This window comes from Streptomyces asiaticus, from assembly GCF_018138715.1.
GTDB classification, from domain to species: Bacteria; Actinomycetota; Actinomycetes; order Streptomycetales; family Streptomycetaceae; genus Streptomyces; species Streptomyces asiaticus.
Genome location: NZ_JAGSHX010000002.1, coordinates 159,114 through 178,466, shown reverse-complemented (window position 1 = coordinate 178,466; position 19,353 = coordinate 159,114). Strand labels below are relative to the sequence as shown.

At 68.8% G+C, this 19,353-nt stretch carries 20 protein-coding genes and 5 pseudogenes; 5 read left to right on the top strand and 20 right to left on the bottom strand.

What is annotated here, in order from left to right; all coding sequences use genetic code 11:
* Positions 1-218: 218 nt before the first annotated feature.
* The 8 genes and pseudogenes from KHP12_RS06540 to KHP12_RS06505 form a co-directional block, all read right to left on the bottom strand.
* Complete coding sequence (locus KHP12_RS06540; RefSeq protein WP_211831888.1) at positions 219-458, bottom strand: hypothetical protein; 240 nt, start codon at positions 456-458, stop codon at positions 219-221.
* Positions 459-546: 88 nt separating this feature from the next.
* Positions 547-753 (bottom strand): annotated as a pseudogene (locus KHP12_RS06535) (GNAT family N-acetyltransferase); the annotation flags it as partial.
* Positions 754-1,213: 460 nt separating this feature from the next.
* A complete protein-coding gene (locus KHP12_RS06530) occupies positions 1,214-2,023 on the bottom strand; it encodes a hypothetical protein (protein ID WP_246648461.1) in 810 nt (269 codons plus the stop codon).
* An 81-nt stretch (positions 2,024-2,104) separates the two neighbouring features.
* Positions 2,105-2,239 (bottom strand): annotated as a pseudogene (locus tag KHP12_RS53905) (hypothetical protein); the annotation flags it as partial.
* Between the two features lie 171 nt (positions 2,240-2,410).
* A complete protein-coding gene (locus KHP12_RS06520; RefSeq protein ID WP_211831885.1) occupies positions 2,411-2,692 on the bottom strand; it encodes a hypothetical protein in 282 nt (93 codons plus the stop codon).
* Positions 2,693-2,746: 54 nt separating this feature from the next.
* On the bottom strand, positions 2,747-3,043 hold the full coding sequence (locus KHP12_RS06515; RefSeq protein ID WP_211831882.1) for a hypothetical protein: 297 nt from the start codon (positions 3,041-3,043) through the stop codon (positions 2,747-2,749).
* Positions 3,040-3,261 (bottom strand): hypothetical protein, encoded by a 222-nt coding sequence (locus KHP12_RS06510; RefSeq protein WP_211831881.1) that lies wholly within the window; start codon positions 3,259-3,261, stop codon positions 3,040-3,042. The genes KHP12_RS06515 and KHP12_RS06510 overlap by 4 nt, the downstream gene beginning before the upstream one ends.
* Positions 3,262-3,625: 364 nt before the next feature.
* Positions 3,626-4,201, bottom strand: a complete 576-nt coding sequence (locus KHP12_RS06505; RefSeq protein WP_211831880.1) for a hypothetical protein — start codon at positions 4,199-4,201, stop codon at positions 3,626-3,628.
* A gap of 323 nt (positions 4,202-4,524) precedes the next feature.
* On the opposite strand from KHP12_RS06505, the gene KHP12_RS06500 reads away from it, so the two are divergent.
* Positions 4,525-5,646, top strand: a complete 1,122-nt coding sequence (locus KHP12_RS06500; RefSeq protein WP_211831875.1) for an asparaginase — start codon at positions 4,525-4,527, stop codon at positions 5,644-5,646.
* Positions 5,647-6,220: 574 nt separating this feature from the next.
* On the opposite strand, the gene KHP12_RS06495 is transcribed toward KHP12_RS06500, so the two are convergent.
* The 3 genes from KHP12_RS06495 to KHP12_RS06485 all read right to left on the bottom strand — a co-directional run bounded on the left by KHP12_RS06495 (position 6,221) and on the right by KHP12_RS06485 (position 8,516).
* Positions 6,221-6,685 carry a hypothetical protein gene (locus tag KHP12_RS06495; RefSeq protein ID WP_211831874.1) on the bottom strand — a complete coding sequence of 155 codons (465 nt, stop codon included), beginning with the start codon at positions 6,683-6,685 and terminating at the stop codon, positions 6,221-6,223.
* The gene (locus KHP12_RS06490; protein ID WP_308016687.1) at positions 6,685-7,074 is read right to left on the bottom strand and encodes an Lsr2 family DNA-binding protein; all 390 of its coding nucleotides are present in this window, start codon (positions 7,072-7,074) and stop codon (positions 6,685-6,687) included. The genes KHP12_RS06495 and KHP12_RS06490 overlap by 1 nt, the downstream gene beginning before the upstream one ends.
* Positions 7,075-7,292: 218 nt before the next feature.
* Entirely contained in the window at positions 7,293-8,516 is a 1,224-nt protein-coding gene (locus KHP12_RS06485; RefSeq protein ID WP_211831873.1) for an RNA-guided endonuclease InsQ/TnpB family protein, read from the bottom strand.
* A gap of 214 nt (positions 8,517-8,730) precedes the next feature.
* Here KHP12_RS06485 and KHP12_RS06480 point away from each other — a divergent pair.
* Positions 8,731-9,328, top strand: a pseudogene (locus tag KHP12_RS06480) (DinB family protein).
* Between the two features lie 50 nt (positions 9,329-9,378).
* On the opposite strand, the pseudogene KHP12_RS06475 reads toward KHP12_RS06480, so the two are convergent.
* The 9 genes and pseudogenes from KHP12_RS06475 to KHP12_RS50690 all read right to left on the bottom strand — a co-directional run.
* Positions 9,379-9,522, bottom strand: a pseudogene (locus tag KHP12_RS06475) (ATP-binding protein); the annotation flags it as partial.
* Positions 9,523-9,582: 60 nt separating this feature from the next.
* Entirely contained in the window at positions 9,583-10,224 is a 642-nt protein-coding gene (locus KHP12_RS06465) for an ASCH domain-containing protein (protein WP_372455174.1), read from the bottom strand.
* Positions 10,221-10,898, bottom strand: coding sequence for a GGDEF domain-containing protein (locus KHP12_RS06460; protein WP_211831869.1), 678 nt, complete (start codon positions 10,896-10,898; stop codon positions 10,221-10,223). Before KHP12_RS06460 ends, KHP12_RS06465 begins: the two co-directional genes overlap by 4 nt.
* Positions 10,899-10,991: 93 nt before the next feature.
* Positions 10,992-11,285, bottom strand: a complete 294-nt coding sequence (locus tag KHP12_RS06455; RefSeq protein WP_211831868.1) for a hypothetical protein — start codon at positions 11,283-11,285, stop codon at positions 10,992-10,994.
* Between the two features lie 110 nt (positions 11,286-11,395).
* Positions 11,396-11,683, bottom strand: coding sequence for a hypothetical protein (locus tag KHP12_RS06450; RefSeq protein ID WP_211831866.1), 288 nt, complete (start codon positions 11,681-11,683; stop codon positions 11,396-11,398).
* Between the two features lie 91 nt (positions 11,684-11,774).
* The gene (locus KHP12_RS06445) at positions 11,775-12,092 is read right to left on the bottom strand and encodes a hypothetical protein (protein ID WP_211831864.1); all 318 of its coding nucleotides are present in this window, start codon (positions 12,090-12,092) and stop codon (positions 11,775-11,777) included.
* Between the two features lie 10 nt (positions 12,093-12,102).
* Positions 12,103-12,459: a hypothetical protein gene (locus tag KHP12_RS06440; protein WP_246642994.1), complete on the bottom strand. Its 357-nt coding sequence runs from the start codon at positions 12,457-12,459 to the stop codon at positions 12,103-12,105.
* Positions 12,456-13,451, bottom strand: coding sequence for an ATP-binding protein (locus KHP12_RS06435; RefSeq protein ID WP_211831863.1), 996 nt, complete (start codon positions 13,449-13,451; stop codon positions 12,456-12,458). The genes KHP12_RS06440 and KHP12_RS06435 overlap by 4 nt, the downstream gene beginning before the upstream one ends.
* Positions 13,448-13,788 (bottom strand): annotated as a pseudogene (locus KHP12_RS50690) (hypothetical protein). The gene KHP12_RS06435 and the pseudogene KHP12_RS50690 overlap by 4 nt, the downstream one beginning before the upstream one ends.
* Positions 13,789-13,931: 143 nt before the next feature.
* On the opposite strand from KHP12_RS50690, the gene KHP12_RS06425 reads away from it, so the two are divergent.
* From KHP12_RS06425 to KHP12_RS06415, 3 genes are all read left to right on the top strand, one after another.
* Positions 13,932-15,146 (top strand): tyrosine-type recombinase/integrase, encoded by a 1,215-nt coding sequence (locus KHP12_RS06425; protein ID WP_308016688.1) that lies wholly within the window; start codon positions 13,932-13,934, stop codon positions 15,144-15,146.
* A 13-nt stretch (positions 15,147-15,159) separates the two neighbouring features.
* Positions 15,160-17,562: a tyrosine-type recombinase/integrase gene (locus KHP12_RS06420; protein WP_246642992.1), complete on the top strand. Its 2,403-nt coding sequence runs from the start codon at positions 15,160-15,162 to the stop codon at positions 17,560-17,562.
* A gap of 137 nt (positions 17,563-17,699) precedes the next feature.
* Positions 17,700-19,232, top strand: coding sequence for an MFS transporter (locus tag KHP12_RS06415; protein ID WP_211831859.1), 1,533 nt, complete (start codon positions 17,700-17,702; stop codon positions 19,230-19,232).
* Positions 19,233-19,353: the final 121 nt, after the last annotated feature.

The window sequence follows — 19,353 nt, the reverse complement described above, 5'->3', positions numbered from 1 at the left end:
AGTGGTCAGCGTCTGGCGCGCATGGCGAGGCGCACCGCGGTGCGGTGTTCACAAGCAGCGCCTCCAACACTTCGCCGGGATGACCACCCGGCACCTCCACGCATTGTGACCTCGGGCACCAGCCCTCCGCAACGACGATCCGTCACAGTGGGCGAGCTCGATCTGCTGACCATCTGGATCTCGGAGCGCCGTGCTTCAACGCACTAGGAGAAGAACACCTACTCATCTGACTGAAGCGGTGGTGCGTCGTCAGTGAAGACAGGCATGCCGAGGTCAACCAGTTGAGGGCGTCCGTCGGTGGGGGTGTTCTTGAGGCTCTTGAGTTTGGCCATCGCGGCGTCGAAGCTGACCCGGAGTCCCTCGACCTCGCCGAGCCAGCCGTTGGCGCGGGCCTCGCGGATGCGTTCGCGGAGGTTCTGGATGATCTCGATGAGGCGGGGCTTCTGGCGGGGGTCCATCTGGAGGACTGGGCAGCGGATGCAGGCTTCTCTGAACTACTTCAGGCCCCGCCCCTACTACCTCTCTTGATGACTTTGACAGTGTGGGTCAGCCGAGCAAGGTGAAGAGCACCTCGTCGACTTCCTCGCCTCGCCCGTTCGCGTAATCCCGCTCGCTGCCGGTGACCACGAATCCGTACTTCTTCAGGACCTGGATGGAGCCGACGTTGTCCGCAGCCACGCGGGCGTGCAGCGGACGCCGCGGTGCGACGCCGAGCAGCTCTCGCAGCGCGGCGGTAGCAGCTCCTCGGCCCCAGCTCGGTGAATGCGGTCATGGGCCGTGGGCTCTTCCTTGTGCGGGGAGGTAGTGCTGCAGGGCGGCCGGGGTCGGTGTCGACGGTCGCCCCGCAGGCATGAGGGGGTGCTTCCGGCCGGGCCGGGGGTGGGGCCACCGCTCAGCCACTGCCGGACGAGCAGGTAGCGGTACTGGCCGCAGTCAGAGAAGACAGCGGCGCGACGTATGTCGGGGCCCGCGGTGAGTTTGATGGGTGCCATGGTTTTCCGTTTCGTGCAGTAAGTGTCACGGACTTGTTGTGGCTTGCGCCGCTTGACGGGGGATCGATGTCGCGGGCCGCGCAGCGGCGCAGCAGCCCGTTCGGGTATTCCGTCGGAATACTGCGGTTGGTTCAGCGCCGTGTGGGAGGGATGAGACGGAGCGCTGGTTGATCATGTGGGAACGCCGAGCAGCACGCTGCCCGAGGCGCCCAGGTACTCGGTCATCTGTCGACGAGTTCAGCCGCGGCCTCATACGCAAGCCGGGCATCGAGGGTCGAGGCCGCGGGGCGCGCGTTCGTCCGTTCGATCTTCCTGAGTGCTCGGACTGCGGCTTCAACGTAGGTCTGTAGGCTGACGATCTGGGTTGGTGTGCGGCAGTCTCGGAGGACCATGGCGATCTCGTCGAGCCAGTCAGAGACGTCCCCGCCGTCGTCCAGGCCTGTTCGGTGCTCGATCAGCCGCTGCGCAACCGGAGCGAGCAGCCCGTGCCGTCGCGCAGCCTCTTGCTCAGCACGACGTTCCTCGGCTGCCCGGAGACTCGCGCGCCGTTCGGCGTCGAGCACTGCCTCTGGTGTGCGACGCACCGGGCTGTCGCTGCCGTGTGAGCCCTCGGTCAGCACTGCGGCTCGGAGCCGGGTCGCCTTGTTGTATGCCGCGCTAGCGGTCTTCACGGCGAGCCCCGACACAAGGCCGGTCCATTCGACGTTCGCTTCCCTGGCGTCCTCGACTGCCTTCGATTGATGGATGTCCGCCTGCTCGCGGAGGTACTCCCACAACTTCACGCGCGCGACAGCTGCCTCGCGTCGCGCGCACTCGTGTTTCAAGGCGCCAGCGTGGGCTTCGAGATGGAGGAGGGCCTGGTACAGCTCCTCGTCTGCCGGCATCCGGTCCACCGCTTCGTCCTCGGCGTCCTCATGCAGCTGGCGCAGTTGTCCGACTAGAGCAGCGGCGTCAAGGTTGCCGATCCGAACGCGCGGCTTGACCAGTGGTTTCGTCGCCGGGACTGACGGTCGGGAGGTTCGTCCTGCCATGCTCCGAGTCTGCCCGCCGAAAGCGATTCACAGAATGTGAATCAGAGAATGTCGTTCGTTCCAACTCGACTCGCCACGACGTTACGGTGTCGGCACCTGCACGGGGCCGGTCACTTGCGGGCCCTCTCGGGGGTTGTCCAGTTCCAGGAGCACGGTTGCGTGGCAGTGGTCGGGCTCACCGTCGCCAGGCAGTGGGCAGGTGCAGGCCAGGTCACGGACTTCGAGACATCCGAGGTCGGCGTGGACGCGGCGGCGGCGAGGGCGGCGTGTTCCACGATGAGCTTCACGAACGGGTTCCTGTCTGTGGTGTCAGCGGTCGGGAGAGTCAGGCCTGGAAGGGAGCTGGCGCCTTTGTGCGCTCTGGGCGGGTGTGGAGTGTGGCGGGGCCTAGGCGGCGAGCCGAGTTGCGAGGGCCGGGTTGGCGGTGGCGATCTGGTCGAGCAGTGGCCGCTTGGGGGCCCACAGGCCCTGCATCCCGCGGGCCTTGACCGGGTGGAGGCGCTGAACGTTGGTGAGCTCCCAGTGGAAGCAGCCTGGCTCCGACCAGGGGGTGCACTCGCCGTCGTCGGAGGGGATGCCAGTGGGGTCGGCGATCGCGATGACGAATCCCTTCACCGGCTGGTAGTCGTCAGGCAGCGCGGCCCGTACGGCGGGCAGCGCGAGCGCCATCTGGTCGACGGTGAGGCCGCCGTGGATGAGCAGGGTTCCTCGCCAGGTCCTGGTCTATACGCGGTTCTCGATGCGTTTTGCGAGGCCGTCCTGGAGGGCGATCAGGTCCGACCAGGGCGGCTGGATGGTCAGCGCGCGGATCGCGGTGGGCTCAGGGTCCTCGGGGGCGGCATGGTGGCGGGAGCTGATGCCCTGCTGCAACAGCTCAAGGTTGAGGCGCTGCTGCTCAGGCGTGGGTGGCGCCGTCCGTGGCCGCTGGGGTGCGGTGAAGAGTGCGCCGGTGGGCTCGGCTTCGTGACGAGCCCGGGGGTACAGGGCCGCGTCGTATGCGGCAGCGAGAGTGGCGGTCACCGTGTCTCCTGCTCCGGCTTGAGGGCGGGAGTGCGGCCGGCGGTGATCAGCAGCGCCTGGAGGGCGGCGTGGGGGTGGCTGTATTCCTGGGTGGCGGGCAGCCCGCAGGAGAAGCAGTCGGCTTCCGCACCGGTCCAGCAGGTGGAGCAGCGCGAGCACAGGAGGCTGGGGCCGCGGTGGGGCAGGGGGCGGGGGCGGTTGAGGCCGATGGCGCGCATCGCGGCGGCTGCGGCCTGGCGGGCTGTGCGGGTGGGGGGAGTGGGGCGTGGTGCGCTTGGACGGCATGATGTGGGTGCTCCTCTCGCCTGCGGGCGGGATGGGTGTGGCCGGGGGGCTGTGGCCGGGGGGCGGCCGGCTGGTTTCTCAGGCCGTAGGCGGCCGTCCCGGGGCGGATTCAGGTGGGATGGTCTTGGCACCGAAGTGCGGGTGAAGGCCAGGGATGTCGTCTTGGCCGGGGCCCGCGCTGGCGGCGTCTTTGCTCACGTAGCTGTGGCGTGAACCGGCCTCATCGGCCAGGTGGAGAATCTCCAGCCGCGGATCGGAGTGCCTCGCTGGCGCCTGTGCATAGCTGTATGGGCGAGCTCAGAAGGGCGGCTCGGTGCTGGTGTGGGTGGGGTCGGCGTAGCTGCCGGCGCGGATCCGCAAGCGGTAGTCGCAGTCGACCGGGGCGCCGGGCGGGGTGTGGAGTTCGTCCAGCAGGACGATCAGGTGGTCCTCGTCCGCCAGTTCCACGGTGAGGTAGGTGCCGCAGGAGCAGGGGGCAATGAGGGTGAGGATGTGGGCCAGGTCGCCGTCCTCGCCCATGCTCTCCTCGCGGCGGGTGTAGTGGAGCCACCAGCCGCGCTGCCCGTCGGCGGAGCCGAGGTAGGTGACCGCAGAGGCCATCAGCCGCATGTCCGGGGAGGGCGGGTGCCCGGTCCAGGACATGGACTGCACGACGGTGTCGAGGGTGTCGGGGAAGGAGCCGGTGAGCACGGCGTTGGCGGTCAGCACAGCCTGAAAGGCGGCCTCCTCACCGCACTCCCGCTCCCGCTGGGCCAGGTCAAAGGCCTTTACCCGCTGGTGCAGGGCGGCGATCGGCTCCAGGCCGGTGTCATCGACGTGGTGCGGGCGGTCGTCCTGGTCCCGGCGGGCGGAGGCGAGCTGTACAACGGTCATGAGGCGTGGTCCTCCTCTCGTGGGTGGGGGTGGGGCCGGGCGGGTCTGTCCAGTCCTCCGCACCGCCCCAACCTGTGGCGATCGGGGCGGTGCGGGCGGCCGTCAGCTCAGGAGGCGTTGTCCATGCGGAGTTCGGCGAGCGCGATGCCGTAGGTCGCGCAGGAGCCGGAGACACTCGAACTCGACATGGTGTGCGAGTCGTGCCGCAATCATCTGTTCACGATCACCGAATTCCCGAGAAACATGCATGCGGAATGTTTCTTTCCGCCGCATCCGTCCAGGTCGTGGCAGTGCACATCCCGCCGAGGAGAAGAACGCCGCCCATGCGCACGCTCACCCGCCGTTCCACCGTGCTGCTCACCCTCCTGACCGCCGCCGTCGGCACGACCGCGCCGGTCGCCGGCGCGGAGCAGGAGAAGAAGGCCCTTCCGAAGGTCGCCGTCATCGGCACGGGAGGCACTATCGCCGGTGTCAGCAAGAGCCGGGTGTCCTTCCAGGACTATGAGGCGGGCAAACTGCCGATAGCGAAGCTCGTCGGCGACCTCAAGCCGGAGGTGGACTCCGTCGCCGACGTCACCACGGAGCAGTTCGGCAACAAGGGCTCCAGCGGCTACTCGATCGCCGACTACCGCCGGCTGACAGCCACGGTCGACGCCCAGTTGGAGAAGAACGACGCGGCCGTCGTCACCACCGGCACCGACACGATGGAGGAGTTCGCGTACTGGCTGGATCTGACGGTCCGCAGCGACAAGCCCGTGATCCTCACCGGCGCCATGCGCCCGTGGACAGTGATCGGCACGGACGCCCCCGCGAACCTCTACAACGCCATCCACCTGGCCGCCAGCCGAAAGACGACCTGCTACGGCACCGTGCTGATGCTCAACGACCAGATCCAGGCCGCCCGCGAGGTCCGTAAGACCAACGCCCTGCGGATGGACACCTTCACCAGCGGGGACAGCGGTGAGCTCGGCGTCATCGACCAGGACAACATCCGGCTGAACCGGGCCCCCGCCCGGGTCCAGAAGTGCGGGAAGAAGACCTGGAAGACGCCGTTCGACCTCGACCGGATCGCCAAGAAAGCGCTGCCGAAGATCGAGATCGCTTACAGCTACCAGGACGCGAGCGGTGACGCCGTCAAGGCGTTCGCCGACTCCGGCGCGGACGGCGTGGTCACCGCCGGAACCGGCGCGGGCGGCATCTCCCCGGCCATGTCCAAAGCGCGCGAGGACGCCGTCAAGAACGGTGTGCTGTTCGCCGCCACGACCCGCACCGGCAACGGCTCCGTCTACGACGACCACACCGACGGCGTCATCGGAGCGGAGGACCTGACCGCGCAGAAGGCCCGTCTGCTGCTCCTCCTCTCGCTCGCCGCGACGGATGACCAGAGCCAGATCCGGAAGTGGTTCGCCACCCTGGGCACCGCGCAGTTCATCACCCGGCGGTAGGGGACAACTTCGCGCAGCTGCGGGCGAGGGTGCCGGCGAAGGCCCGGCGGCGGAGAGAGCGCGTCCCAGCGGCGTACGGCCCAGCCGAACGACAGGGGCGGCGGCGCGGGGACGGGCACCGGAGGCAGAGGGCGGCCGTTCCCGGACCCCGGCAGCCCCGCCGTCCCGGCAGCCCCGGCAGGGCGGGTGCGACGGCCCGCCCCAGGCCGAGTTCGGCGAGCAGCAGGGCCGTGTCCCAGGCGGACATCGTCGCAGCGTCGTGATCGGCAATGAGAATGAGGGCACCTCTGTCGAGTGACTTCTGCCGTGGCCTCCATGAAGTCGTGTGTGTCTGTGCCTGCGGAACGGATCGGGTGGCTAGGTTGGGGATTCCAGGGTCCCCGGGCTGTGTCCCTGACAGGCATGGCTTGAGCGGCCCCGGTCCGGTTGTGAGCCTTGGGCGCTTGTTCGTGCCTGGTTTCGGGCCTGGCCCGCGCTTGGGCGGTCTTCCATCGGTGCCTGGCGTAGTGCCTGAGCGGGCCCGCGACCGATGGACGGATGAGACGCCTCCGGAGCTGTGGCCCGCTTCTTCGGGTCAGCTGGCGGCCAGGTGTCGTGCGAAGAATCCGCGGAGCGCGTGGCGGACCGGGTTCGGTGCCTCGCCGACCCAGGCGCCATGCTCGGTGAAGACGGGCACGGTCGTGGTGTCGGCGTCGAATACGCAGCGGTAGGGGCCGTACCGGTCGAGGACCATGCCGTGCAGGGCTCCCATCGGCGCGGCGGCCAGGACCTCCAGGGCATCGACGCTGAGATGGACGGGTGCGGCGGCGTCGTCGGGCTGGGTGAGGAATCCCGTGACGCGCAGCAGGTCACCGGGCTGGACCTCGGTGAGCAGCACCTGCGCGATGCGGGGCTCGCCGGTGGCGCAGGCCCAGACGACGTCGTCCGCAACAGTGTCGGTGGGGGAGACGATCAGCTGAAACCGGGCGGTGCCCGGGCTGTCGCCGGGCGTGGGGACGGTGTCGAGGTAGCCGTCGACAGCAAGGTGCGTGGCGTCCATCAGCTCGCCTCGGTCAGGTTGGCGGCGTCGTAGGCGTCCAGGATGGCCTTGGCCGGGGTGCCCCGGTCTGCGACCTGGTAGCCGTTGGCCCGCGCCCACGTCCGGATCGCGGCCAGCTCCTCCTTGCTGCGCCTGCCCGTGGGACCCAAGGCCGAGGCGGGGGTGGGGGACAGGGATGTGGTGGCGCGGCCGCCGGTCTTCACCTCACGCAGCTTCGCTTGCGCGGCTTCCAGTTCGGCCTTGGCCTTGGCGACCCGTTCTTCCGCATCCCGCTGGGCGGCGTCGGTGGCGTGGCGCTCGGTCAGCTCGGTGAGGTCGCTCCGGACGCAGGCGGCCCGGTTACGGATGTCGGCGGCGGAGTGGTTCTCCGCCGAGGCGAGCAGCGGCACGATGCCTTCGGTGCCCGCCGGGACAGCTCGCCGCAGGGCAGTCCGAGCGCGCCCAGCAGCTCGACAAGGTCGTCCTTATCGCGGGAGCGGCAGGCGATCACTGCGGAAGCGGCGACGGCCTGGCCGACACTGGTGGGGATGAGTTCGAGATCCTCGGCTTCGAGGGCCTCTTTCATGTCGTTGACTGCTCCGTCCCCTGAAAGGGGTGGATTCCAGGCTCAGGCTGCCTGCGCGTCCAGCGGACGTGCGGGTCTTACACCCTCGACGCCTGCCGGGCTCAGACCTGCCCGGACCAGCATCACGCGGGCAGAGTTCTTATCCCTGGGGGATACGGCTCCACACGCGGTGCAGGCATACGTTCTCTCGGAAAGAGGTAGTGCGTGCTTGGTTCTCGCTCCGCACGATGCGCAGTCCATGGTGGTGTGCGCGGGATGTACCAGGCGCACATCGCGCCCGTGCTTGCGACCCATCTCGATCAGTACGGCCTTCGTGACGCCGATCGCTGCGTCGGCGGACTTGCGGGCCATCGACGTCTTCGCCAAGAACTTCGGGCGGAAGTCCTCCACCGCGATGGCATCGTGGTCACGGACGACCGTCTTGGCCCACTTGCGAGCAGTATCTCGGCGCTGCCGGGCCGTCTTGGCATGCAGTTTCGCTGTCTGCCGCTTCGCCTCCTGGTAACCACGAGAGGCTGCCTGCCCCTTGGCCGGGCGGCGTCGGGCCATCCTCCGTTGGTAGCTGGCAAGCCGCTGTGCGGCCTTCCTACCGTGCTCGGCGTGGGGAAGATCATGGGCGTCGGATGTAGTGGTCGCAGTGTCCTTCACACCCCAGTCCACCCCGAGCACCCGCCCCGTCGCGGGCAGCGGCTCTATCAGTGCCAGAGTGACGAACGAGGCGTGCCAGTGCCCGAGCGTGTCCTTGTACACTCGCACGCTGGACGGGTCGGCAGGGAGGTCCCGAGACCACACCACCGTCAAGGAAATGCCGCCCGCCAGGTGCAGACGGCCGTCCTTCAGACGGAAGCCACGCCGGGTGTAGTTCAGGCTCGGCCGGGCATCCCGCTTTTTCTTCCAGCGCGGCATCCCTGTCCGGCGGTGTATGGGAAGCCGGTCCTTGATGTCCTTCAAGGCTTTGGCTCGGGACTTGGCGAAGTCGCGTATCACCTGCTGCTGCGGGACGCTGGAGCCCTCCGCCAGCCACGGGGTCATCTGGCGCGCTTCGGTCAGCATCTTATCGAGCTGCGCTGGACCGCAGGTGAGCCTCTCGCCGGTCACCTTGTTGTGCAGATACACAGCCTTGGACTTCGCGACACATTCGTTCCAGACCCACCGGCAGCGTGCCCACTCCGCTTCGAGAAGCCCGGACGCACCAGCGGATACCCGAAGACGGTACGTGTACCGGGCGTGCCCGGCCTCGCCGCTCGCCTTCGCATCGGTCGTCATGGCCATGAACTTACCTATGAGGTAGGACAGTTGAGGGCTCTCAGCCTTTCTGGCCTGCCTCATCACCCCGCAGAGCGGACGCTGGCTGTGTCACTTTCGCGGGGAGTCGTTTCGAGGTGACTTGGGGAGTGGTTTCGCGTCGGCAGGCAAGATCAATGTCAGTGGCTTTTAATGTCACTGTCGGCTGTCAGTGCCAGGTGGGAGGCTGCTCGGCATGGTCGAACCGAACCCGAAAGCGGATCTTCTCCGGTACTTGCAAGAGGCGCGTGACGCCCTGGTGTGGAAGCTCGATGGTCTCTCGGAGCACGACATCCGACGTCCGCTGACCCTCACGGGTACGAACCTGTTTGGGGCTGGTCAAGCATGTCGCCAGCGTGGAGCTGGGGTACTTCGGCGACACGTTTGGGCGGCCGTTCTTTGACGCGGGGCCGCCATCCTGGTGGTATACCGAGGAGTCAGAGCCCAACTCGGACATGTGGGCCACTGCAGACGAATCACGGGAACACATCGTTGGGCTGTATCGCCAGGCGTGGGAGCACTCCAACAGCACGATCGCGACGCTGACGCTTGACGCGATCGGTCACGTCCCGTGGTGGCCGGAGGAACGTCGAGAGGTGACGCTGCACCACATCCTGGTGCGCGTGATCTCCGATACTCAGCGGCACGCTGGTCACGCCGACATCGTGCGAGAGCTCATCGATGGATCCGTCGGATATTTGCAAGGCAAGGACAACATGCCACCAGAGGATCAGGCGTGGTGGGAAGACTACCGGAGCCGACTTGAGCGCGTGGCGCGGGAAGTCAACGGCTGATCTCGCCCCGCTGCCGACCCGGTTGGCTCGGGTCGGCCGTGCGGCGCCGTTCAGCCAGCTGCGGTCTGTTCGGCCAGGGCTTTGGTGTGGGCGAGGCGGTAGGACTCGGTGCCGGTCTGGATGATGGCGCCGTTGAAGGTCAGCCGGTCGACGATGGCCGCGCAGAGCCGGGGATCGGTGAACGTCTTCGTCCAATGTCGGAGGCGAACCGCCCCTGGCGTCGGGCTTCGGTAGCGTTCGCGGCGATCCAGTTCTCAGCGCACGCCTTGTGCACGGACTCGCCGTAGTGGGAGCGCATGGGCGTGGGCAGGTCGCACAGCGCGCAGGGGCGGTCCTGCCAGCGGTCGAAGTGCTGACTGTCGCGCCATTCGAGGAGGCCGCCGGGAGCCGGGATCAGGCCCGGTTCGAACAGCGGCTTCTTGTTCTTGCGTCGCGTGCTCACGGCCGGAAGGCGGACAGCTGCTGGAACACCTGCGCCACCAGGTCCGGCGACGGCTTCCAGGACCGAGCTGTCCGCCGGCGGGGACGGGCAGGGCGAGCCCTTGGACGTCGGCGAGGGCCAGGTGCCAGGCGCCGGGCTCCGCCCACTCGGTGCAGGGCTGCTCCCCGGCGGGGTCCTGGTGGCAGTCGATGATGCGGGCGATTCCGATCACGGCGCCGGTCGGCATCTGGCGGCCGTGGATCGTGCGGGCGACCAGCGGGATGCGCAGCGCGGGCCGGTCGATCCGCTGGCCCGCGTGCAGCAGCACCCAGCCCGGCTTCCAGCCCGGCCTCCGCCGCCCGGAGCGATTCTCGATCGTCTTGGCGCCGGTGAGGATGCAGGTGGCCCACGGCTGCTTGATGGTGATGCCGCGGATCCAGTCGCCTTCCGGCAGCACGGGCTTGGCGGCGCTCATGCGGCTCGCCCCCACAGGTGCGTGCCCGGGCGGCCCGCACGTCGGCCGTTGACGGACGGCACCGTCGCATGCTTCTTGGTGGCGAGGTGCACGCGGCCGGAGTGCTTGCCCTCGTAGAGGGCCGCGTCGGCGGCCCGCTGCAACAGGGACAGGTCGCGTGTGCCGATCGCGTCCGGGGCCGCGACGCCGACCGAGGCGGCGACGTCGATGACCTGACCGTCCTCGAGGGTGACCGGGGTGTGCAGCATCCGCACCAGCTGCCCGAGGCGTGCGTCGCGGCGGCCGCGGGGGAGAGGCAGCACGACGGCGAACTCGTCACCGCCCAGCCTGCCGACAGCCGCTCGGGGTCCGGCCCAGGCCGTGAGCCGGTCGGCGGTCGCACGCAGCACCGCGTCCCCGGCCGGGTGGCCAAGCGAGTCATTGACGTCCTTGAAGTGGTCCTGGTCGACCAGGACCAGGCACACATCGTCACCGTGGCGGCGCAGGACCTGCCGGGCCCGGGCGGTGTAGGCGTCACGGCGCAGCAGCCCGGTGAGCGGGTCCTTCTGCGCGGCGGCCAGGCGCCGGTGCAGGGCGATGGCGTGGACAGTCCAGCCGGTCATCGGGACGGCGGCGATGGTCAGTAGGAGTGCGCGCTGCCCGATTCGGGTCTGTGCACGCAGGACGGAGTCCATACTGGGAATCTCCCTCTCGTCTCGTACGGGTTGGGATGGCCCGGGGCAGGCGAACTGGTTTAGACGCCGATGTGCGCCTGTCCCGGGGCGGAACTACAGCTCGAGGTCGCCGTTGTCGGCGGCGCGGACCCGGCTGTACGGGTCGTTCCAGCGGCCGACCGTCGTGGCAGGCCAGTCCAGCTCCCAGTCGGGCCGGTAGCTGCGGGCGTTCCATCTGTCCGGCCGCTTGCCGGAGGGGGGAGTTCGAGTCCGGCCTGCTGCGCGGCGGGGAGCTCCGTCGGCGGTGCTGCGGCTGTCGGCGGGGCCGGTGAAGACGTGCACGCCGCTCAGGCCGGGCTGCGCGGTATTCCTGATCGGGACGTCGACCTCGTGCACGGGCAGGTCCATGACGTCCATCTCCCTTCGCATCTCTCGTGGTTGAGGAGCCACTGCGACCGCCCCGGGTCCCGTCAGGTGGCGGGGGCCGGGGCGGCACAGAGTGCGCTCAACGCGCGGGTTCAGCGGGTCGTTTCGATGGCGTTCCGCAGATGAGTGCGCGCCCGCGCCAGTCCCTCCCGCTGGTCGGTCCTGGGGCCGTTCAGCGCGTCGGCGAGTTCGATGACGGCGTCGACCAGGTCCCCGCTGACGGGGTTGACGACGTCGCGGACGCGTGCGACCAGGTCGATGAACTCATTCGGGGTCGGGTCATGCGGTGCGTCCTCGGAGATAAGGGCGGCGAGATCCCGGCTGAAGCAGGCGCTGAGCGCGGCGAACGTGTGCTTGGCAGGTTGGGCGGGAGCGGCCACGAGGCCTCCTTGGTAGTCGAGCTGGAGGGTGATGGGCCACCGGGGCCCGGCGGCCGTATGGACGGTGCTGCTCGGTCGTCGACGTACGGGGTCAGTCGCCGACCATCTGGCGGAACTCCTCCGTCATCTCCCAGACGATGGGCGCAAGGAGTTTGTCGGCCTTGCGCAGGAACACGGTGCGCTCGTTGGCGTCGGTCGAGAGGTGGGCCTCGTGGAGGAAGGCCGCAGCGGTCTGCACGTCCTCGTGACCGTCGATACGAGCCATCGAGAAGTTGCGGGCCGCGGTGCCGAGCTGATCGGCGAAGGTGCTGATGTCGGTGGCCTGGTCCTTGTCCTTCTCTGCGACATAGGCGATGTCGGCGGCGTAGCGGCTGATGATGTCGGCGACGGTGATCGTGGCGGTGGCCATCTGGGTTCTCCTACTCGGTGGCTCGGGCCGTCGTGTTCGACGGTGAAGAGTCGGGCTGTGGGGTGTTCTTGCCGGGCACAGCCGGGGGCGGCTGTGTGCCGCCTCCCGTGAGGTGCTGCCGGTCGGCGAGGGCCAGGAGCTCTACGGCGAGGTCCGGCGCGGACAGGATGGTGCGCAGGATCGAGACCAGCCCGTCGCGCTCGATCGGGTTCAGCCGGTCCCACACCGTGTGGGCGTCGCTGTGTACGCCGACGGTCTTCAGGTAGGCGTCCTCGGTGGTGACGGTGTGTTTGACGCCGCACCGGCCACAGCGGTAGGTGGCCTGGTCCCAGCCGGACGCCGCATCAGAGGTGGGCTTGGTGGTCATCCGTGGAGCGCCGTCATCGCCTGTGCGTCGATGTCGGCGCGGCCTTCGGGGTCATCGTCCAGGTTGCTGGCGTGGTCGTCGGCCTCCTGATCGACGTCATCGAAGCCGCCGTGGACGGTACAGACGATGTCCTCGTGGTTGTCCAGCTGGCCGGTGAGCGCGCGGTGGAGACAGCTGACGGTGTAGGCCGGCACCCACGCGTCGCCGCTGCACTCGGGGTCGAACGGGCAGGGCACCAGGACGTCGAACCCGTAGTCGCCCTCTCCGTCGACGTTCCGGCGCAGGGCGAGGGTGAGGTACAGCTGCCCGAGGCGGATCTCCGCGACCCGGTCGCCGCCCGCGACAGCGGAGCGATGCTTCCACTGCCACAGGGGCAGGATCTCGGGGCCGAAGACGCGGCGGACCAGGAGCAGGTCGCCCAGGCCGTCGCCGCCGTCCAGCCCGAGGTCGGCGTCGCGGGCCTCGCTCAGGCGGCGCAGGAACGGCTCCAGTCGGTAGAGGTTCTCCGCGAAGTGGACCTCATTGAAGCCCTCTCCGTGCAGGGACTGGTGGGAGTGGATCCTCGCCTTGTGCTGCGCGCGGACCGTGTCGTCGGGGACGGTCCGGTTGGCCGGGCGCGGGACTTGACGTGCCAGGCACACGACTTCCGGCGTTCCCAGGACCACCGCGATGGCAGGCATGCCGTGGCGCTTGGCGGCGGCAACCAGCGGGGCTCGAGCGTCGCTGGACACGTTCGTCGCGTCGACGACCGTGTTGCGACGACGGGCCATCCGGCGGTCCACGAGCAGGTGCAGGACGTCGACGGCATCGGCGGTGGCGTCCTGGCACCCTTCGTCGTCGCTCACCCAGCCGCGCAGGGAGTCGAGCGAGAGGACCTGGAAGGCGGGCCAGGTGCGGGCCAGCGTCGTCTTCCCGGCCCCGGAGGCGCCGATCAGCACGATCAGCGCCTTCTCCGGCAGCTGCGGGTACAGCGGCGTCAGCTCGGTGGTCATACGGGATCTCCTTGCGGGTCCAAGGCGCGGGCAGCCCAGATCAGGCGCTGCCCGGCGTTGTCGGTAAGCAGGGCGGCGGCCTCGTGCAGCGGGCAGGAGGCGTCGCCGTAGCGGTCGGGCTCGATCTGCTCAGCCCGGCGCGCGGCGGTGGTGACCAGCTGCGCGAGGACCGGGATGAGTCCGCCGGGCAGGTCGGTGTCCTCGATGAGCTCGCGCAGGAACGCGGCGAGCTCCCCCTGGTCGACGTCGGCAGCGCTCAGGTCGTCCTCGATCTGCTGGAGGGCGAGCTGGACGATGCCGACGAGGCGCGGATGCGGTCCAGGCGGCTGCGGGTCACCGGCGGGCTCGGTTGCGGGTGGTGAGCCAGGTGGTGACGGCGGCGGCGCCCACCCCGATCGCGCGGTGCAGGGCGGGGTCTGTTAACTGCACCAACTGGGGCTCTCGTTCGGCTCGGGGGCCTTGAGTTCTGATCATGTGAGCGTGCATGAGACTCCTTCGCTTCATCGAGATCTGATTGACGGGCGGGTACGGCTGCCCCGGGTCGGGGCTGTGGTCGCGGGTACGACGCTGTCGCTGCCGTGGCTGGTGGTGGATGCCGCTGGCCGTGAGATCGAGCCGGTCAGCGTCTACCTGCGGGACCGGATGCTCGGCGACGCCAGTACGGCGACCTGCCGGAGCTATGGCTATGACCTGCTGCGCTGGCACCGGGTGCTCTGGGCACTGGACGTGGGATGGGAACAGGTCACCGAGGCGGAGACCGCCGCACTGGTCGGCTGGCTGCGGCATGCCCGCAACCCCCAGCGTCAACGGCGGCGCCCCGGCAGCCACCCGGCCGGGTCCGTGAACCCGAAGACGGGCAAGCCCACCCTGCGGGCCGGATACGCGCCGTCGACGATCGCCCACAACCTGACCGTGGTCCACGGCTTCTACGCCTTCCACCAGCCCTTTGGCCGCGGGCCGGTGCTTAACCCGGTCCCGGAGAGCGCGGCCCGCCGGGCCGCGCTGGCGCACCGGTCGCCGCTGGAGGTCCGCCAGCAGCACCGGCGGGCCCGACTGCGGCCGAAGGTGGCCGTCCGGCATCCGAGGTCCATCCCCGATGACCAATGGGACGAGCTGTTCGCGCAGATGAAGTGCGTCCGGGACAAGGCCCTGTTGTCGAACTACCTGGCCTCCGCCTCCCGGGCGTCCGAGCTGCTGGGGGTCGGTCTCGGAGACATCGAGTGGACGAAGGGCCAGCTCTGGGTGATCTCCAAGGGCACCCGGGCCCGACAGCCGGTCCCGACCTCCCCGGAAGGACTGGCCTACCTGGCCGCCTACCTGGAGGAGGACGGGCTGCCGCCCGAGGGGATGCCCGTCTGGCGAACCCGCCGCGGCGAGTCCCGCCCGCTGACCTACTGGGCAGCACGCCGCATCTTCCAGCGGGCTTGCGAGGTCCTCGGGGCGAACTGGACCCTGCACGACCTGCGCCACACCGCCGCGAAGCGGATGGCCCGCGACCCGGAGCTGAAGCTGCACGAAGTACAGACGATCTTGCGTCACGCGCATATCAGCACCACCGAGCTCTACACGGCCGTCGGCCTGGACGACCTGCTGGACAAGCTCGGGGCCTACTACGCCCGGCCGGTTCAGCCGATGTCGTGGCCGACCCAGTACGCCGCGGACGACATTGAGGCGGTGTTCGGTGCCGGGCAGTAAGGTCGGTAACAGCATGCGGCTGAAGGGCCCGACGACGAACCGGGTCCGCCGCCACGATGCCGAGGGCCCTGTCCTGGACGGCATCTACGCGCCGACCGCGATCCTTCCGGCTCCACCTCCGCCACCGTCCCGGCCGCCGCGCTCGCTGGGCGACTTCAGCACGGCGCTGGCGGAGGACATCGTCAACTTCACGGCGGATCACTTCTCCCAGTCCGAGACCATCAAGTGGAAGCAACGCAGCCACATGCGGGCCTTCCTCGGTCACCTCGCCGCCTTCCCCGGAGACACGTGGCAAGAGCGGTGGGAAGCCTCCGGCCACGACGAAGGACGGCCCGTCGGCGACGCCGCCGGGGACAACCGGCCCCTGCGCATGAAGCTGAACTGCGCGACCGGCCAGGCGTTCGCCCTGCGGCTGGTGCGTCCCACCCTCCTGGGCTTCCGCTGCAACCGCTTCTTCCACTACTCGCCCTGGTTCCGCAGCGTCGCCCAGGACCCCTTGCTGGAGGAGTTCTGCCGACGGGCCGACCAACTGCCCATGAGCCAGGCCCGCCGGACCCGGGCCAAGTTCGACGTCTGCTGCGCGTTGACCGTCTTCGGTATCGACCTGAAAGACCTGACCCCCGAGGCCCTGCTCCACTACGCCGTCGAGTCCCGCAAGCACGAGCTGGCCGGGGAGAAGAGCAGCTTCGCCGGCACTCTGGCCTGGCCGATCCTGCACGAGATGGGCCACTTCCCCGCGTCCGCGCCCCGTAGTCTGCGCGGCGCCGTCACCCGCGGGCAGGTCCCCGTCGAGGAAGCCGTCGACCGCCACCAGCTCCACAATCGTGAGATGCGCGACCTGCTGGTCGAGTACATCCGCCGCCGCTCGGCGGGCCTGGACTACTCCACCCTGCGGCAGCTGACGAACCTCCTGGTCAGGACCTTCTGGAAGCAGATCGAGAAGATCAACCCCGGCCAGAAGGACCTGAAGCTGTCGGAGGAGACGTTCACGCAGTGGAAGGAATGGCTGATGGTCCTGCCCGACGGCAAGCCACGGCTTGACGTCGACGGGCCGATGATGGCCGTCCGCGCGCTCTACCTCGACCTGCAAAGCTGGGCCGCCGCCGAGCCGGAACGCTGGGCGAAATGGGTCGCCCCCTGCCCGATCCGTGACGCCGACCTGCGATGGTTCCAGGTCCGCCGGCGACGGCTGCAAGAACGCATGGCCAACCGCACCCGCGACCGCCAGCCCCTCCTGCCGATCCTCTCCCAGCACGTCAACGACCGATGGCACCGCCTGCGGACCCTGCTGGACGCCGCCCTCACGGTCGAGAATGGCGAGGAGTTCACCGCCGAGGGCGTCACCTGGCTGCGGGTCTCCACCAAGGACCAGCGGCACAACCGCCCACCGGTCCGCGCGGTCAACCGCGCCACCGGCGAACTGATCCACGTCTCCAAGGACGAGGGCATCGCCTTCTGGCAGTGGGCCATCGTCGAGACCCTGCGGCTGGCGGGCCTGCGGGCCGAGGAACTGACCGAGCTGACGCATCTCAGCGTCCGGCAGTACCAGCGGCCCAACGGCGAAGTCGTGGCCCTGCTCGTCGTCACCCCGTCCAAGAGCGACCGTGAACGGATCATCCCCCTGTCCGCCGAGCTCTTCCACGTCGTCGCCCAGGTCATCCGCCGTCACCGCAACGAGCACGGCACCGTCCCGGTCTGCGTCCGCTACGACTCCCATGAGAGGACCTGGAGCGAATCGCTGCCCTACCTGTTCCAGAACTTCCACGGCGGCACCCAGCGCGGCATGTCCAGCACGACCGTCTGGCGCCTGATCGGCAGGGCCTGCGACGACCTCGCCCTGACCCACCCGCAGTTCAAGGACATCAGATTCGCGCCCCACGACTTCCGCAGGCTCTTCGCCACCGAACTGGTCAACAACGGCCTGCCGATCCACATCGGCGCGGCCCTGCTCGGCCACCTCGACATCCGAACCACCCGCGGCTACGTCGCGGTCTTCGACGAGGACGTGATCAGCAACTACCACCAGTTCCTCGCCCGGCGCCGGGCCGAACGGCCGAAGGAGGAATACCGAGACCCCACCCCGGAGGAGTGGACCGACTTCCAGGAGCACTTCGACAAGCGCCGCATCGAACTCGGATCCTGCGGCCGGCCATACGGAACCCCCTGCGCGCACGAGCACGCCTGCATCCGCTGCCCGATGCTCAGCGTCAACCCCAAGATGCTGCCCCGACTCGACGAGATCGAGGAGGACCTCCTGGCCCGCCGCAAGCGGGCCGTCACCGAGGGCTGGCAAGGTGAGATCGAAGGGGTTGACCTGACGCTCAACTTCCTCCGCAGCAAGCGCGAGCAGACCAGACGCTTCCAGCGAGTCGGAACCGTCGACCTTGGGATTCCTGGCTTCGTCCACGACTCGTGACAGCGATTGTTCACGGGTTTGGGAGGCGCCATCTGAGGTTCAACCGGGGCTTGAGGGTTATCCGCTCATCGGCCCTGGTCTGGCGACCAGAGGCGAGTAGAAGTCTCCGGGGTTCGTTCAACGAAACACTTGAAGTCATGAATGCCCGAGACATCGAGCCGCCCAGGGCGGAGCCTGCCTTCGAGACCTGCGACAAGCCTGGAGGATCCGCCTCTGCGCGGCGGCGGTGGTGGACGCTGCTGGCGGTGAGCGCGGCCCAGCTCCTCGTGGTCCTGGACGGGACGATCGTGAACATCTCGTTGCCCTCCGCGCAGAGCGCGCTCGGGATGTCCGACGCGAGCCGGCAATGGGCGATCACCGCGTATGCCCTGGCCTTCGGCGGACTGCTGCTGATCGGCGGCAGAGTCAGCGACGCACTCGGCCATCGGCGCACGTTCCTCATCGGCCTGGTCGGCTTCGCCGCCTCGTCTGCGCTGGGCGGGGCTGCCGTGAACCCCGAGATGCTCTTCGGGGCCCGAGCCCTGCAAGGTGTCTTCGCCGCCGCTCTTGCTCCCGCCGGGTTGTCATTGCTGAGTACGACATTCACCGAGCCGCGCGAACGCGGTCGGGCCTTTGGTGTGTTCGCCTCAGTCGGTGCCGCCGGATCGGCCCTCGGCCTGGTCGCAGGGGGACTCCTGACCGAGTACGCCAGCTGGCGGTGGTGCCTGTTCATCAACGTCCCCCTCGCCCTGATCGCCGTGCTCGGCACGACACTCGTGCCATCAGACCGCCCAACCCGAGGCGACGGAAGGCTCGACGTCGCGGGCGCACTGCTCAGCGCCACGGGCTTCTCCGCTGTCGTTTACGCCTTCAACCAGGCCGAACCGCTCGGGTGGGGTTCGCTGAAGGTGCTGACAATGCTGGCCGGCGGTGTCCTGCTGCTGACCGCGTTCGCCGCCGTCGAGGTGCACGCGCCCCGCCCGCTGCTGCCGATGCGCTTACTCATGCACCGTCTCCGCGCCGGTGCACTCATCGCGATCACCCTGATGTTCGTCGCCATGTTCGGCTTCTACCTGTTCATGAGCTACTACACGCAGACCATCCTCGGCTACTCACCGGTCCAGGCGGGCCTGGCGCTGATCATCAACGCCCTGGCCGCCCTCGTTGGCTCCACACTCGTCGCCGGGAAACTGCACGGACGCGTCGCGCCCGCGATGCTGATCCTGCCGGGCCTGATCTCCGCGGCCGCCGGGATGCTCATCTTGACCCGCTTGACACCGCAGAGCACGCACGTCCTGCCAGTGCACCTGACGCCCGCCCTGGTACTCACCGGACTCGGCCTCGGCTGCATCATGCCCCCGACCGCCAGCCTGGCCACCGCGGACATGCACCAACACGAAATCGGAGCCGCATCGGCCGCCTACAACGCCTCCCAACAACTCGGAGCCGCACTCGGCACCGCACTGCTCAACACCATCGCAGCCAGCGCCACAGCGTCATACCTGGCATCGGCACGTTACGCCACGCCGAGCGCGGCATCCGTCCACGGCTACACCACCGCCCTGACAGTCGCCTTCGGCATCCTCCTCGCCGCCGCGTGCATCACCGCACCGCTGACCATGCCCCGCACTGCACGACAAAACAGGACACAGGAGAATCAGCACCGGCCGGGCACTCGAAGGCCGCAGTGACTCCCGAACTCATCGACATTGATCATGAATGAGGCTGGAGAACTGACTCCCGAAGTCGTCGACAATCGACTCCCATTCGTTCTCGTGATCACAGCCAGGCTTCCTCATCCTCGGCCCCCGC

Coding starts and splice junctions, on each gene's coding strand:
- KHP12_RS06540 (WP_211831888.1), bottom strand. CDS start 458: ATGGACCCCCGCCAGAAGCCCCGCCTCATCGAGATCATCCAGAACCTC.
- KHP12_RS06530 (WP_246648461.1), bottom strand. CDS start 2,023: ATGGCAGGACGAACCTCCCGACCGTCAGTCCCGGCGACGAAACCACTG.
- KHP12_RS06520 (WP_211831885.1), bottom strand. CDS start 2,692: ATGGCGCTCGCGCTGCCCGCCGTACGGGCCGCGCTGCCTGACGACTAC.
- KHP12_RS06510 (WP_211831881.1), bottom strand. CDS start 3,261: ATGCGCGCCATCGGCCTCAACCGCCCCCGCCCCCTGCCCCACCGCGGC.
- KHP12_RS06505 (WP_211831880.1), bottom strand. CDS start 4,201: ATGACCGTTGTACAGCTCGCCTCCGCCCGCCGGGACCAGGACGACCGC.
- KHP12_RS06500 (WP_211831875.1), top strand. CDS start 4,525: ATGCGCACGCTCACCCGCCGTTCCACCGTGCTGCTCACCCTCCTGACC.
- KHP12_RS06495 (WP_211831874.1), bottom strand. CDS start 6,685: ATGGACGCCACGCACCTTGCTGTCGACGGCTACCTCGACACCGTCCCC.
- KHP12_RS06485 (WP_211831873.1), bottom strand. CDS start 8,516: ATGACGACCGATGCGAAGGCGAGCGGCGAGGCCGGGCACGCCCGGTAC.
- KHP12_RS06465 (WP_372455174.1), bottom strand. CDS start 10,224: ATGAGCGCCGCCAAGCCCGTGCTGCCGGAAGGCGACTGGATCCGCGGC.
- KHP12_RS06460 (WP_211831869.1), bottom strand. CDS start 10,898: ATGGACTCCGTCCTGCGTGCACAGACCCGAATCGGGCAGCGCGCACTC.
- KHP12_RS06455 (WP_211831868.1), bottom strand. CDS start 11,285: ATGGACCTGCCCGTGCACGAGGTCGACGTCCCGATCAGGAATACCGCG.
- KHP12_RS06445 (WP_211831864.1), bottom strand. CDS start 12,092: ATGGCCACCGCCACGATCACCGTCGCCGACATCATCAGCCGCTACGCC.
- KHP12_RS06440 (WP_246642994.1), bottom strand. CDS start 12,459: ATGACCACCAAGCCCACCTCTGATGCGGCGTCCGGCTGGGACCAGGCC.
- KHP12_RS06435 (WP_211831863.1), bottom strand. CDS start 13,451: ATGACCACCGAGCTGACGCCGCTGTACCCGCAGCTGCCGGAGAAGGCG.
- KHP12_RS06420 (WP_246642992.1), top strand. CDS start 15,160: ATGCGGCTGAAGGGCCCGACGACGAACCGGGTCCGCCGCCACGATGCC.
- KHP12_RS06415 (WP_211831859.1), top strand. CDS start 17,700: ATGAATGCCCGAGACATCGAGCCGCCCAGGGCGGAGCCTGCCTTCGAG.